The organism is Pseudomonas sp. Ors-4-3C, from assembly GCF_055755035.1.
Genome location: NZ_CM146900.1, coordinates 434,559 through 448,250 on the forward strand (window position 1 = coordinate 434,559; position 13,692 = coordinate 448,250).

The 13,692-nt window shown below is 63.0% G+C and carries 11 protein-coding genes; 8 read left to right on the plus strand and 3 right to left on the minus strand.

Annotation, left to right across the window (positions count from 1 at the left end; translation table 11 throughout):
• Nucleotides 1–199 precede the first annotated feature (199 nt).
• The 3 genes from ydcS to ACVHNU_RS01965 form a co-directional block, all read right to left on the minus strand.
• Nucleotides 200–1,351: a putative ABC transporter substrate-binding protein YdcS gene (ydcS, locus tag ACVHNU_RS01955; protein WP_473018895.1), complete on the minus strand. Its 1,152-nt coding sequence runs from the start codon at nt 1,349–1,351 to the stop codon at nt 200–202.
• Between the two features lie 85 nt (nt 1,352–1,436).
• On the minus strand, nt 1,437–2,894 hold the full coding sequence (locus ACVHNU_RS01960) for a gamma-aminobutyraldehyde dehydrogenase (protein WP_473020047.1): 1,458 nt from the start codon (nt 2,892–2,894) through the stop codon (nt 1,437–1,439).
• Between the two features lie 130 nt (nt 2,895–3,024).
• Nucleotides 3,025–3,939, minus strand: coding sequence for a LysR family transcriptional regulator (locus ACVHNU_RS01965; RefSeq protein WP_007967749.1), 915 nt, complete (start codon nt 3,937–3,939; stop codon nt 3,025–3,027).
• 176 nt (nt 3,940–4,115) lie between these two features.
• Between ACVHNU_RS01965 and ACVHNU_RS01970 the strand changes: the two genes are divergently transcribed.
• The 8 genes from ACVHNU_RS01970 (at nt 4,116) to ACVHNU_RS02005 (ending at nt 13,653) form a co-directional block, all read left to right on the plus strand.
• On the plus strand, nt 4,116–4,838 hold the full coding sequence (locus tag ACVHNU_RS01970; protein ID WP_473018896.1) for a tellurite resistance TerB family protein: 723 nt from the start codon (nt 4,116–4,118) through the stop codon (nt 4,836–4,838).
• 366 nt (nt 4,839–5,204) lie between these two features.
• On the plus strand, nt 5,205–6,827 hold the full coding sequence (locus tag ACVHNU_RS01975) for a methyl-accepting chemotaxis protein (protein ID WP_473018897.1): 1,623 nt from the start codon (nt 5,205–5,207) through the stop codon (nt 6,825–6,827).
• The gene (locus ACVHNU_RS01980) at nt 6,827–7,345 is read left to right on the plus strand and encodes a chemotaxis protein CheW (RefSeq protein ID WP_473018898.1); all 519 of its coding nucleotides are present in this window, start codon (nt 6,827–6,829) and stop codon (nt 7,343–7,345) included. The genes ACVHNU_RS01975 and ACVHNU_RS01980 overlap by 1 nt, the downstream gene beginning before the upstream one ends.
• A complete protein-coding gene (locus tag ACVHNU_RS01985) occupies nt 7,342–8,613 on the plus strand; it encodes a CheR family methyltransferase (protein WP_473018899.1) in 1,272 nt (423 codons plus the stop codon). Before ACVHNU_RS01980 ends, ACVHNU_RS01985 begins: the two co-directional genes overlap by 4 nt.
• Nucleotides 8,610–9,305 carry a chemotaxis protein CheW gene (locus ACVHNU_RS01990; RefSeq protein ID WP_003222039.1) on the plus strand — a complete coding sequence of 232 codons (696 nt, stop codon included), beginning with the start codon at nt 8,610–8,612 and terminating at the stop codon, nt 9,303–9,305. Before ACVHNU_RS01985 ends, ACVHNU_RS01990 begins: the two co-directional genes overlap by 4 nt.
• The gene (locus ACVHNU_RS01995) at nt 9,302–11,596 is read left to right on the plus strand and encodes a response regulator (protein ID WP_473018900.1); all 2,295 of its coding nucleotides are present in this window, start codon (nt 9,302–9,304) and stop codon (nt 11,594–11,596) included. The genes ACVHNU_RS01990 and ACVHNU_RS01995 overlap by 4 nt, the downstream gene beginning before the upstream one ends.
• Complete coding sequence (gene cheB / locus ACVHNU_RS02000) at nt 11,593–12,603, plus strand: chemotaxis response regulator protein-glutamate methylesterase (protein WP_003222043.1); 1,011 nt, start codon at nt 11,593–11,595, stop codon at nt 12,601–12,603. Before ACVHNU_RS01995 ends, cheB begins: the two co-directional genes overlap by 4 nt.
• Before the next feature lie 48 nt (nt 12,604–12,651).
• On the plus strand, nt 12,652–13,653 hold the full coding sequence (locus tag ACVHNU_RS02005; RefSeq protein WP_201135705.1) for a response regulator: 1,002 nt from the start codon (nt 12,652–12,654) through the stop codon (nt 13,651–13,653).
• Nucleotides 13,654–13,692 lie beyond the last annotated feature (39 nt).

Sequence of the window (13,692 nt, forward strand, 5' to 3'; positions counted from 1 at the left end):
GGCAGCTCCTACAGGAAGTGTGCAGGGCGCTGAAATTGCTTTTAGCTCCCTCTCCCTCCGGGAGAGGGCGGGGGGTGAGGGTGGCTTTATTGGCCATTGCTCTGAAATCAAGGGCAAAGCCAAAAGCCACCCCCTCACCCCAGCCCTCTCCCCCAGGGGGGAGAGGGGGAAAGGGAGTTAGACCAAGTTGCTCTCGGGCTTACCTGCCGCCCATGATCGCGATGTAATCCTGAGTCCAGCGGCTATAAGGCACGAACTTGCCGCCCTCGGCCTGCGGGGTTTTCCAGAAGGCGATCTTGTCGAACTGGTCGAAGCCATTGGTCTTGCAGCCCTCGGCGCCGAGCAGTTCGCTCCCCTTGCACGCCGCCGGCACTGCAGGCAGCGAACCAAACCACGCCGCCACGTCACCCTGGACTTTCGGCTGCAACGACCAGTCCATCCACTTGTACGCGCAGTTCGGGTGCTTGGCCTCGGCGTGCAGCATGGTGGTGTCGGCCCAACCGGTGGCGCCTTCTTTCGGGATGGTCGAAGCGATCGGCTGTTTCTCGTTGATCAGGCCGTTGACCTGATACGGCCACGCGCTCGACGCCACCACACCTTCGTTCTTGAAGTCGCTCATCTGAACGGTGGTGTCATGCCAGTAGCGGTGAATCAACGGCTGCTGCGCGCGCAACAGATCGAGCACGGCTTTGTACTGCACTTCGGTCAGTTGATACGGATCCTTGATCCCCAATTCAGGCTTGGCGGTTTTCAGGTACAACGCCGCATCGGCGATGTAGATCGGGCCGTCATAGGCCTGCACGCGGCCCTTGTTCGGCTTGCCGTCGGGGAAATTCTGCGCGTCGAACAATACATTCCAACTGGTCGGCGGCGTCTTGAACACGTTGGTGTTGTACATCAGCACGTTCGGGCCCCACTGATACGGGGTGCCATAGGTCTGGTTGTTGACCACGTACCACGGCGCATCTTTCAGACGTGGGTCGAGGGTTTTCCAGTTCGGGATCAACGCGGTGTTGATCGGTTGCACGCGCTTGCCGACGATCAGGCGCAACGAGGCATCGCCGGACGCGGTGACCAGGTCGTAACCGCCCTTGGCCATCAGGCTGACCATCTCGTCGGAGGTGGCAGCGGTCTTGACGTTGACCTTGCAGCCGGTTTCCTTCTCGAAACCGCTCACCCAGTCGTAGGCCTTGTCGCTTTCGCCACGTTCGATGTAGCCCGGCCAGGCCACGATATCCAACTGACCTTCGCCGGCGCCGACAGCCTTCAGCGGCTCGGCCGCTTGCAGGCTGGCGCTGGCCAGCAAGGCTGTGGTGATTGCACTGAACAGTGCGGTCTTGTGCACGAACATGGTTGAACCCTCTTCTTTAAATTATGGTCGGGGCAGTTGTGAACGCGGTGAAGCCATGCCGTTTTGCGGCTTGTTATTAGCGTAGTCAGAGATGCTGGCCGTGGCGGGCCATGATGTGCCGCACCACGCTGTAGTCCTGCAACGAATCACTGGATAAGTCTTTGCCGTAACCCGAGCGTTTCAGCCCGCCGTGGGGCATTTCGCTGACCAGCATGAAGTGGCTGTTGATCCAGGTGCAGCCATACTGCAAGCGGGCGGCGACCTGCATCGCCTTGTCCAGATTCTGAGTCCATACCGACGAGGCGAGGCCGTATTCGGAGTCGTTGGCCCAGTCCACGGCTTGCGCGAGTTCGTCGAAGCGGGTCACGGTGACCACCGGGCCGAACACTTCGCGCTGGACGATTTCATCCGTCTGTTTGCAACCGGCCAGCAACGTCGGCTGGTAGAAGAACCCGGCGCCGGAGTGCACCGCCGCACCAGTCACGCGCTCGATGTGCGGCTGGCCGAGGGCGCGTTCGACGAAACTGGCGACGCGGTCGCGCTGGCGGGTGCTGATCAGCGGGCCGATCTCGTTGTCGGCATCGCGTTTGCCGGCGAAGCGCAGGCTGCTGACCGCTGCGCCGAGTTCGGCGACCAGTTTGTCGTGAATCCCGGCCTGCGCGTAGATCCGGCATGCGGCGGTGCAGTCCTGCCCGGCGTTGTAGTAACCGTAAGTGCGCACGCCGTCGACCACTGCTTGAATATCCGCGTCGTTGCAGACGATCACCGGGGCCTTGCCGCCGAGTTCCAGATGCGTGCGCTTGAGGGTTTTTGCCGCCGCCTGAAGGATCTTCTGCCCGGTGACGATATCGCCGGTCAGCGAGACCATGCGCACCTTGGCGTGACCGACCAGATGACTGCCGACGCCTTCGCCACCGCCGCAGATGATGTTGATGACACCGCGCGGCAGGATCTCGGCGAGCGCTGGCGCCAGTGCGAGGATCGACAGCGGCGTGTGTTCGGATGGCTTGAACACCAGGGTGTTGCCGGCGGCGAGGGCCGGGGCGATTTTCCACGCGGCCATCATGATCGGGTAGTTCCACGGCGCAATCGACGCCACCACGCCAATCGGATCGCGGCGCACCATGCTGGTGTAACCCGGCAGGTATTCACCGCTGAGCTGACCGGTCTGGCAGCGCACGGCGCCGGCAAAGAAGCGGAACACGTCGACGGTGGCGGTCAGATCGTCCTGCCGCGCCAGGTGCAGCGGCTTGCCGCAGTTCAGCGCTTCGAGACGGGCGAGGTAGTCGGCGTGTTTTTCCACCGCGTTGGCGATGTCCAGCAGCAGGTTCGAGCGTTGCTGTGGCGTGGTCCGTGACCATTCTGTGAAGGCGCGGTGAGCGGCGAGGATCGCGGCTTCGACCTGCTCGGTGCTGGCCTCGGCGATGTGGGTGAGGATTTCACCGGTGGCCGGGTTGAGGATCGGTTCGACAAAACCTTGCCCGGCGACCAGTTCGCCGTCGATCAACAACGCGGTACACATCGGGGTCTGCACGCCAGCCATTTTCCGCGATCTCTTTTCTTGTGTGGTCATTGCTGCTCCCGTGCCCGGGAGCCGACCGTCTTATAGATGCTGCAAGACTAGTGCGCGGCTCCGAGGTCGACAAATTCTAAATACTGAAGGTGGCATTCGATTAAATAGATGGCTTGCGTCCGCCGTGCGGCTGTTCGCGGGCCACAGTCAAAAACGGGTCGACCAGAGCGGGACGTGCAGTACCGCGGCGCCAGGCCAGACCGACATCGAGGGTCTGGTTGAGGTCGGCAATCGGCCGCGCTTCAATGATGTCGCCCTCCAGTGACCACGGGCGGTAAGTCATGTCCGGTTGAATCGATACGCCCAGACCTGCTGCGACAAGGCTTCGCACGGCTTCGGTCGATGCAGTGCGCAGGGTGATCTTCGGTTGCAGGCCGGCACCGCGCCACAGGCGCTGGGCGTTGCGATCCATCTCGTCGACGTTCAGTTGAATCAACGGTTCGCGAGCGACGTCGGCGAGGTTGATGCTGTCGTGTTCCAGCAATGGATGCTGGGCCGGCAGCCACAGACGGTGCGGCGAATGGGTCAGCACTTCGGTCTGCAAGGCGTGGCGGTCTTCGAGGTTGGAGAGGATCAGCACGCCGACATCGATTTCGCCGCTGACCAACAGGTGCTCGATGTAGGGGCGCTCGTCCTCCATCACGCGGATTTCGACATTGGGGTAGGCGCGCTGAAAGCGGGTGAGCAGATCGGCGAGGTAGTAACCGGCGACCAGGCTGGTCACGCCGACGATCAACTGTCCGGCAACCTGATCGGTGCTTTGTTGCAGGCTGCGCTTGGCGTTATCCACCGTGGCCAGAATCAGGTGCGCCTGCCGCAGGAACTGGTGGCCCTGGTGAGTCAGGGTCATGCCCTTGGCGTGGCGGCTGAACAGGCTGACGCCGATTTCCTCTTCCAGTTGCTGAATCGCCAGGGTCAGGGTCGATTGGGAAATGAACGCGGTTTGCGCAGCCGCGGAAATCGAGCCGGTCTCGGCCACCGCGATGAAGTGACGGATCTGACGCAGGGTCATCATGAGCAGGGTACCCGGTGGGCGGTTTTATAGATTGGCTGGAGTGTATATCTATTTTCACGAAGGGCTGTTGCCGGCGGAGCAACATCTGGAAGCACACTCGCAGGCAGGGCCGGGGCACTTTCGAACTAGGCTGAGGGCCTGATAGATCCGGATAACCCCTGTTTTGGAGGCGGAACATGAACACCCGTGGATTGCTCGATCAACTACTCAAGTCCGGCCAGGATCTGTTGCAGAACAAGGCCGGTAGCGCGCAGAACAAACCGGCGGCTGGCGGGCTGGGCGGTTTGCTCGGTGGCACTTCAGGCGCTGGTGCGCTGGGTGGCCTGCTCTCGGGGGCGGGCGGTGGCGCGTTGGCTGCCGGGGCGATGGGCCTGCTGCTCGGCAGCAAAAAGGCCCGCAAGGTCGGCGGTAAAGTTGCGGTCTACGGTGGCCTCGCTGCCCTTGGTGTGCTGGCCTATAAGGCTTACGGCAACTGGAACGCGCAAAAAGGCACCGCGCCACAAACCGAACCGCAGACGCTGGATCGACTGCCACCCGCGCAAGCCGAGCAACACAGCCAGGCGATTCTCAAAGCCCTCGTTGCAGCGGCCAAAGCTGACGGCCACATCGACGACCGCGAGCGCCAGTTGATCGAAGGCGAATTCACCCGACTCGACAACGATCAGGAACTGCAACACTGGCTGCACGCCGAACTCAACAAACCCCTCGACCCAGCCGATGTCGCCCGCGCCGCCAGTACGCCGGAAATGGCCGCGGAGATGTACATCGCCAGTGTGATGCTGGTGGATGAGGAAAGCTTTATGGAAAAGGCCTATCTGGAAGAGTTGGCGAAGCAACTGAAGCTGGAGCCGGGGTTGAAGGTAGAGCTGGAGAAACAGGTACGACAGGCGTCGCTATAGAACTACCTGAACACGGTACTCATGTAGGAGCTGCGGCACGCTGCGATCTTTTGATGTTGGCTTTAAAAATCAAAAGATCGCAGCGTGCCGCAGCTCCTACAAGGTTTTGGACTGGACGCCGAAATGTGTAGGAGTGAGCCTGCTCGCGATTGCGTTTCCAGCCTCACAACAACAGCAATGGCCGATCCATCGCCCCTTTTTGCCATTCCATCGCTGGCACGGCAGCCCGGGATTGTCGGACAGTCCCACCCCAGAGCCTTCCCGCGAACCACGTCGGGCCGGCCCGAGGGTTAAAAAGCGTCTTATAAATGAAACACCGCCCTCGGCTATACTCCCCGCATTTCGACTTAGGCACGAGGACTCACTGTGAAGAACTGGACGTTGCGCCAACGCATTTTGGCGAGCTTTGCGGTGATTATCGCCATCATGTTGCTGATGGTCGTTGTTTCGTATTCACGCTTGCTGAAGATCGAAGCCAGTGAAAGCAGTGTGCGTGACGACGCGGTGCCCGGCGTCTATTACAGCTCGATGATTCGTGGCGCCTGGGTCGACAGCTATCTGCAGACCCAGGAACTGCTCGGCCTCAAGGAAGGGCAGGGCATCAGCAGCGAAGACGCGGCGGACTACAAGGCGTTCGAGACGCGCCTGCAAGAGCAGATGGCCAACTACCGCAACACCGTCACCACCGATGAAGACCGGGTCGAGTTCGCCGCGTTCGAGAAAGACCACGACGTCTACATGCAGATCCAGGATCAGGTGCTCGACTTGCACAAGCGCAACCTGGAAGCCGAAGCGGTCAAGCTGTTCACCGAGAAGCTGACCCCGGCGTGGTACACCGGCCGCATGAAACTCAATGACATCATCGGCGAGAACAAGAAGGTTGCCGATCAGGCCATGGCCAACATCGACGAAGCGGTGGCAGCGGCCAAGGTCAGCATGTTCGTCTCGCTGCTGGTGGCGGTGCTGGCGGCCGGTGCCTGCGGTCTGCTGCTGATGCGCGCGATCATGGCGCCGATGAACCGCATCGTGAAGATCCTCGAAATCATGCGTACCGGCGACCTGAGCAGCCGTCTGAACCTCGACCGCAAAGACGAGTTCGGCGCTGTGGAAACCGGTTTCAACGACATGATGGCCGAGCTGACTTCGCTGGTGTCCCAGGCCCAGCGCTCCTCGGTGCAGGTGACCACGTCGGTGACCGAAATCGCCGCCACTTCCAAACAGCAACAGGCCACCGCTACCGAAACTGCGGCCACCACCACCGAGATCGGCGCGACCTCGCGGGAGATCGCCGCCACCTCGCGGGATCTGGTGCGCACCATGACCGAGGTGTCTACCGCTGCCGATCAGGCCTCGGTGCTCGCCGGTTCCGGCCAGCAAGGTCTGGCGCGGATGGAAGACACCATGCACTCGGTGATGGGCGCGGCCGATCTGGTCAACGCCAAACTGGCGATCCTCAACGAGAAGGCCGGCAACATCAATCAGGTGGTGGTGACCATCGTAAAAGTCGCCGACCAGACCAACCTGCTGTCGCTCAACGCCGCCATCGAGGCCGAGAAGGCCGGTGAATACGGTCGCGGTTTTGCCGTGGTCGCCACCGAAGTGCGGCGTCTGGCGGATCAGACCGCCGTCGCCACTTACGACATCGAACAAATGGTCCGCGAGATCCAGTCGGCGGTGTCCGCCGGCGTGATGGGCATGGACAAGTTCTCCGAAGAAGTGCGTCGTGGCATGTCCGAAGTGCAGCAGGTCGGCGAGCAGCTGTCGCAGATCATCCATCAGGTGCAGGCGCTGGCGCCGCGGGTGTTGATGGTCAACGAAGGCATGCAGGCCCAGGCCACCGGTGCCGAGCAGATCAACCACGCGCTGGTGCAGTTGGGCGATGCCAGCAGCCAGACCGTCGAGTCGTTGCGTCAGGCCAGTTTCGCCATTGACGAACTGAGCCAGGTGGCCGTCGGGCTGCGCAGCGGCGTTTCGCGATTCAAAGTCTGATGAGCGAAATCACCGCCAAACGCAGCGCTGCGCCAGTGGCGAAGCAGGCGTTGTTCCTGCTGTTTCGCATCGGCAACGAACGTTACGCCTTGCGCGCCACCGAGGTGGCGGAAGTGCTGCCGCGCCTGCCGTTGAAGCCGATTGCCCAGGCACCGGGCTGGGTCGCCGGGGTGTTTGCCTATCGCGGTACGGTGGTACCGGCGCTCGACCTCAGTGCGCTGACCTTCGGCCAGCCTGCCGAGGCGCGCACCAGTACGCGGCTGGTGCTGGTGCATTACCGTCCGGATGAACGGCAGCCGCCGCGCTGGCTCGGGCTGATCCTTGAGCAGGCGACCGATACCCTGCGCTGCAACCCCGAAGACTTCCAGCCGTATGGTCTGGACAATCGCCAGGCGCCGTACCTTGGCCCGGTGCGCGAAGATGCCCAAGGGCTGGTGCAGTGGGTGCGGGTCAACGACTTGCTGGATGACGCGGTGCGCAGCCTGCTGTTCCCGGCGCCGCTTGAGGCGCAGTCATGAGCAGCGACCAGCGTTTTTTCGATTTCCTCAAGGAACGCATCGGTCTGGATGTCACCTCGGTGGGCCCGGCGATCATCGAGCGGGCGGTGCGTCAGCGCACCACGCTCTCGCAAGCGGCGCACAGCGATGAGTACTGGCAACTGCTGCAAGGCTCGCGTGACGAGCAGCAAGCGTTGATCGAGGCGGTGATCGTCCCCGAAACCTGGTTTTTCCGTTACCCGGAATCCTTCGCCACGCTCGGCAAGCTGGCGCGCAAGCGTCTGGATGAATTGAACAACATGCGCGCGCTGCGCATCCTCAGCTTGCCGTGCTCGACCGGCGAGGAGCCCTATTCGATTGCCATGGCTTTGCTCGATGCCGGTCTCAAACCGCATCAGTTCAAGGTCGACGGCATGGACGTCAGCCCGCTGTCGGTGGAGAAGGCGCGGCGGGCTCGTTACGGCAAGAACTCGTTTCGTGGTCAGGATCTGGACTATCGCGAGCGTCATTTCACCGCCGAGCCGGAGGGGCATCGGGTCAACGAAGCGGTGCGCGAGCAGGTGCGCCTGCAGGCCGGCAATGTGCTGGATCCGACGCTGCTGGCGGGCGAGCCACCGTTCGATTTCGTGTTCTGCCGCAACCTGTTGATCTATTTCGATCAGCCGACCCAGAAGCAAGTCTTCGAAGTGCTCAAGCGCCTGACTCACGCCGATGGCGTGCTGTTCATCGGCCCGGCCGAAGGCAGTCTGCTCGGGCGCCTGGGCATGCGTTCGATCGGCATTCCGCAGTCGTTTGCCTTCAGTCGCCACAATGATCCGCTGCCGGAGCCGGTGTCATTGCCGACCCCCACGCCATTGCCCGTGCGCCAACCGTTGCGCAGTCCGCCGCCGCCGCCAGTGCGCCCGCGTCCGTTTGCCAGCGTTGCACCGCTGCCCGTCAACAGCAAAAGTGCCCACCCGGACGCGGCGACCTTGCTCGCCAACATCGCTGCGCTGGCCAACGAAGGCAAGAGTGCCGAAGCCCGCGCGGCATGTGAGCAGTACCTGCGCAGTCACGAACCGGTGGCCCAGGTGTTCTACTGGCTCGGCCTGCTCAGCGACGTTGCCGGCGCCGCCCTCGAAGCCCAGAGTTATTACCGCAAGGCCTTGTACCTTGAACCGCAACACCCCGAAGCGTTGATGCACCTGGCTGCCTTGCTGCAGGCCCAGGGTGACAGCGCCGGTGCCAGACGATTGCAGGAACGCGCCGCCCGCAGCGGCCGCACCGCCGACAGTGAGCGTAAACGATGATCCCGTCCGACACCTTGAACGTCACCCACGAAGACGCCCGGGCCATCGATGATTGCTGGAACCGCATCGGCATTCACGGCGACAAGTCGTGCCCGCTGCTGGCCGAGCATATTCATTGCCGCAACTGCGCGGTGTATTCCGCCGCCGCCACCCGTCTGCTTGACCGTTATGCGTTGCAGCAGGACGAGCGCGATCCGGTCGCCGTGGCGGTTGAAACCGATGTGAAAACCCGTTCGCTGCTGATGTTCCGCCTCGGCGAGGAATGGCTGGGATTGGCCACCCGCACTCTGGTGGAGGTGGCGCCTCTGCAGGCGATTCACTCGTTGCCGCATCAGCGTTCGCGGGCCTTGCTCGGCGTGGCGAACGTGCGCGGGGCGTTGGTCGCCTGCCTGTCGCTGGTCGAACTGCTCGATCTGGACGGCAATGCCGCACCGGCCAGCGGCGCGCGGATCATGCCGCGCATGCTGATCATCGCCGCCCACGGCGGGCCAGTGGTGGTGCCGGTGGACGAAGTTGACGGCATCCACGCCATCGACGAAAAAATTCTCGACGCCGCGTCGCGTGCCGGCGGTGAACACCACAGCACCGCCAGCGCCAAATACACCCGTGGTGTTCTGCAATTCCGGGGGCGCAGCCTGCGTTGGCTGGATGAAGAACAGCTGCTGTCCGCCGTGACCCGGAGCCTCACATGACCCCCGAGCAAATGCGCGACGCCTCGCTGCTGGAGCTGTTCGGTCTCGAAGCGGAGGCCCAGACCCAGGTGCTCAGCAGCGGGCTGCTGGCGCTGGAGCGCAATCCGACCCAGGCCGATTATCTGGAATCGTGCATGCGCGCGGCGCACTCGCTCAAGGGCGCGGCGCGCATCGTCGGGATCGACAGCGGCGTCAGCGTCGCCCACGTGATGGAAGATTGCCTGGTCAGCGCTCAGGAAGGGCGGCTGCTGCTGCGCCCCGAACACATCGATGCGTTGTTGCAGGGCACCGATCTGTTGATGCGTATCGCCACGCCGGCCAATGCCCCGCAAGCGCCGGACATCGAAGCGTATGTGGCGTTGATGGGGCGCCTGCTCGACCCTTCGGCACCGCCCGCAGTGGCGCCGCCGCCGATGGCCGAGTTGCAGATGCAGGCGCCAACGCCAACGCCGACTCCGATTGAGCCTCCAGCGACGGTGATCGATACACCGCTGGAAGCATCCGATTCGGCTCCGCGCAAGAGCAAACGCACCACCGAAGGTGGCGAGCGGGTGCTGCGGGTTACCGCCGAACGCCTGAACAGCCTGCTCGACCTGTCGAGTAAATCGCTGGTCGAAACCCAGCGCCTCAAACCGCATCTGGCGACCATGCAGCGTCTCAAGCGCATGCAGAATAACGGCCTGCGGGCACTGGAAAGCCTCAACGTGCATCTCAAGGAACACGCGCTGAGCCTCGAAGCCCAGGAAGCCCTTGAAGATGCCCGACGCTTGCTGGCCGAGTCTCAGCAATTGCTCGCGGAAAAGAACGCCGAACTGGACGAATTCGCCTGGCAAGCCAGCCAGCGCGCCCAAGTGCTCTACGACACCGCGCTGGCCTGCCGCATGCGCCCGTTCGCCGATGTGCTCACCGGTCAGGTGCGCATGGTCCGGGATCTGGGGCGCAGCCTTGGCAAACAGGTGCGGCTGGAGATCGAGGGCGAGAAGACGCAGGTCGATCGCGACGTATTGGAAAAGCTCGAAGCGCCGCTGACTCATTTGTTGCGTAACGCGGTCGATCACGGCATCGAAACCCCGGAACAACGCCTGCTCAAAGGCAAGTCCGAAGAAGGCCTGATCCGCCTGCGTGCCTCGCATCAGGCTGGTTTGCTGGTGCTGGAGTTGAGCGATGACGGCAACGGTGTCGATCTGGAAAAGGTCCGCCGCAGCATCGTCGAACGTCAGCTTTCGCCCGCCGAAACGGCGGCGCAGTTGAGCGAAGACGAGCTGCTGACATTCCTGTTTCTGCCGGGCTTCAGCCTGCGCGACACGGTCACCGAAGTGTCCGGACGTGGCGTCGGTCTTGATGCGGTGCAGCACATGGTGCGGCAGTTGCGCGGCGCGGTGGTGCTGGAGCAGACGGCAGGCGAGGGCAGCCGCTTTCATCTGGAAGTACCGCTGACCCTGTCGGTGGTGCGCAGTCTGGTGGTGGAAGTCGGCGAAGAGGCCTACGCCTTTCCGCTGGCGCACATCGAGCGCATGTGCGATCTGCAGCCACAGGACATCGTGCAGATCGAGGGGCGCCAGCATTTCTGGCACGAAGGCCGGCACGTCGGCCTGGTCGCCGCCAGCCAGTTGTTGAATCGTCCGGCCAGTCAGAGCAGCAGCGAAACCCTCAAGGTCGTGGTGATCCGCGAGCGCGATGCGGTCTACGGCGTGGCGGTCGAGCGTTTTGTCGGCGAGCGCACGTTGGTGGTGCTGCCGCTGGATGAGCGGCTGGGCAAGGTTCAGGACATTTCCGCCGGGGCGTTGCTCGACGACGGTTCGGTGGTGCTGATCGTCGATGTCGAGGACATGCTGCGCTCGGTGGACAAACTGCTCAATACCGGGCGTCTGGAACGTATCGCCCGCTATGGCAATCAGGCCGCCGAAGTGGCGCGCAAGCGGATTCTGGTGGTCGACGACTCGCTGACCGTGCGCGAGCTGCAACGCAAGCTGCTGCTCAATCGCGGCTACGACGTGGCGGTGGCGGTAGACGGCATGGACGGCTGGAACGCCTTGCGTTCGGAGGACTTCGATTTGCTGATCACCGACATCGACATGCCGCGCATGGACGGCATCGAGCTGGTCACCCTGTTGCGCCGCGACAACCGTCTGCAATCGCTGCCGGTGATGGTGGTCTCGTACAAGGATCGTGAAGAGGACCGGCGTCGTGGACTGGATGCCGGCGCCGACTATTATTTAGCCAAGGCCAGTTTTCATGACGACGCCCTGCTTGATGCAGTGGTTGAGCTCATTGGAGGAGCGCGGGCATGAAAATCGCAATCGTCAACGATATGCCCCTGGCGGTGGAGGCACTGCGCCGTGCGCTGGCCTTCGAGCCGGCGCATCAGGTGATCTGGGTCGCCAGAGATGGCGCCGAGGCGGTGCAACTGTGCGCCGAAAACACTCCGGATCTGATCCTGATGGACCTGATCATGCCGGTGATGGATGGCGTCGAGGCTACCCGGCGGATCATGGCCGAAACCCCGTGCGCCATTGTCATCGTCACGGTCGACCGCCAGCAGAACGTACACCGGGTCTTCGAAGCCATGGGCCACGGCGCGCTGGACGTGGTCGATACCCCGGCCCTTGGTGCCGGCAACGCGCAGGAAGCGGCAGCGCCGTTGCTGCGCAAGATCCTCAACATTGGCTGGCTGATCGGCGAGAAAACCCCGCGCTCGCGTCCGGTGCCGACGCCCCACCGCAGTTCGGCGTCGTGCAAGCGGCTGGTGGCGATCGGCTCGTCTGCCGGCGGACCGGCAGCGCTGGAAGTGTTGCTCAAGGGCCTGCCGCGCAACTTCTCGGCGGCCATCGTGCTGGTGCAGCACGTTGACCAGGTGTTTGCTGCCGGCATGGCCGAATGGCTGGCCAGCGCCAGCGGCCTCGATGTACGCCTGGCCCGCGAAGGCGAGCCGCCGCAGGCTGGCGCGGTGCTGCTGGCCGGCACCAACCACCATATTCGCTTATTGAAAAACGGCACGCTGGCCTACACCGCCGAGCCGGTCAATGAGATCTACCGACCTTCGATCGACGTGTTTTTCGAAAGTGTCGCCAGTTATTGGAACGGCGATGCGATCGGGGTTTTATTGACCGGAATGGGACGCGATGGGGCGCAAGGGCTTAAGCTCATGCGCCAGCAGGGTTATCTGACCATCGCGCAGGACCAGCAAAGCAGTGCGGTCTACGGCATGCCCAAGGCCGCAGCGGCCATCGATGCTGCCGTCGAAATCCGTCCACTGGAAAAGATAGCGCCACGGTTGCTGGAGGTTTTCCCCAAATGAACAGGCTATTCCGCAATCCTGGCCCCCGCAGTACTCAGGTGACCGCCCATGAATGATTTACAGATCGACGACATTAAAACCGACGAAAACGCCGCCATGGTGTTGTTGGTGGACGATCAGGCGATGATCGGCGAAGCCGTGCGCCGTGGGCTGTCGAATGAAGAGAACATCGACTTCCACTTCTGCTCCGACCCGCACCAGGCCATCGCCCAGGCGGTACGGATCAAACCGACGGTAATCCTGCAGGATCTGGTGATGCCCGGCCTCGACGGCCTGAGCCTGGTGCGCGAGTACCGCAATCACCCGGCGACCAAGGACATCCCGATCATCGTCCTGTCGACCAAGGAAGACCCGCTGATCAAGAGTGCGGCGTTTTCCGCCGGGGCCAACGATTATCTGGTGAAGCTGCCGGACACCATCGAACTGGTGGCGCGCATCCGTTACCACTCGCGCTCCTACATGACCCTGCTGCAGCGGGATGCGGCGTACCGCGCGTTGCGCGTCAGCCAGCAGCAGTTGCTCGACACCAATCTGGTGCTGCAACGGCTGATGAACTCCGACGGCCTGACCGGGCTGTCCAACCGCCGGCACTTCGACGAGTACCTGGAGCTGGAATGGCGCCGTTCGCTGCGCGACCAGAGCCAGTTGTCGTTGCTGATGATCGACGTCGATTACTTCAAGTCCTACAACGACAGCTTTGGCCACGTCGAAGGCGACGAGGCGCTGCGCAAGGTCGCCACGGCGATCCGCGACGCCAGCGCCCGACCGTCGGACCTGCCGGCGCGCTACGGCGGTGAAGAGTTCGCCCTGGTGCTGCCGAACACCTCGCCGGGCGGCGCACGCCTGGTGGCGGAGAAACTGCGTCAGACCGTGGCGGCCTTGAAGATTCCGCACAACACCCCGAGCGACGGGGCGAGCCTGACCATCAGCATCGGCCTGGCGACCATGGTGCCGCAGTCGGGCAGCGATTGCCGGCTGCTGATTTCGGCGGCGGATCGCGGGTTGTACCTGGCGAAGAACAACGGGCGTAATCAGGTGGGTATCGAATAGGTTCGCAATCCCCCTGTGGGAGCGGGCTTGCTCGCGAAT

Bases quoted from the DNA above. Each gene is read 5' to 3' on its own strand.
- ydcS (WP_473018895.1), bottom strand. From the start codon at position 1,351: ATGTTCGTGCACAAGACCGCACTGTTCAGTGCAATCACCACAGCCTTG.
- ACVHNU_RS01960 (WP_473020047.1), bottom strand. From the start codon at position 2,894: ATGGCTGGCGTGCAGACCCCGATGTGTACCGCGTTGTTGATCGACGGC.
- ACVHNU_RS01965 (WP_007967749.1), bottom strand. From the start codon at position 3,939: ATGATGACCCTGCGTCAGATCCGTCACTTCATCGCGGTGGCCGAGACC.
- ACVHNU_RS01970 (WP_473018896.1), top strand. From the start codon at position 4,116: ATGAACACCCGTGGATTGCTCGATCAACTACTCAAGTCCGGCCAGGAT.
- ACVHNU_RS01980 (WP_473018898.1), top strand. From the start codon at position 6,827: ATGAGCGAAATCACCGCCAAACGCAGCGCTGCGCCAGTGGCGAAGCAG.
- ACVHNU_RS01985 (WP_473018899.1), top strand. From the start codon at position 7,342: ATGAGCAGCGACCAGCGTTTTTTCGATTTCCTCAAGGAACGCATCGGT.
- ACVHNU_RS01990 (WP_003222039.1), top strand. From the start codon at position 8,610: ATGATCCCGTCCGACACCTTGAACGTCACCCACGAAGACGCCCGGGCC.
- ACVHNU_RS01995 (WP_473018900.1), top strand. From the start codon at position 9,302: ATGACCCCCGAGCAAATGCGCGACGCCTCGCTGCTGGAGCTGTTCGGT.
- cheB (WP_003222043.1), top strand. From the start codon at position 11,593: ATGAAAATCGCAATCGTCAACGATATGCCCCTGGCGGTGGAGGCACTG.
- ACVHNU_RS02005 (WP_201135705.1), top strand. From the start codon at position 12,652: ATGAATGATTTACAGATCGACGACATTAAAACCGACGAAAACGCCGCC.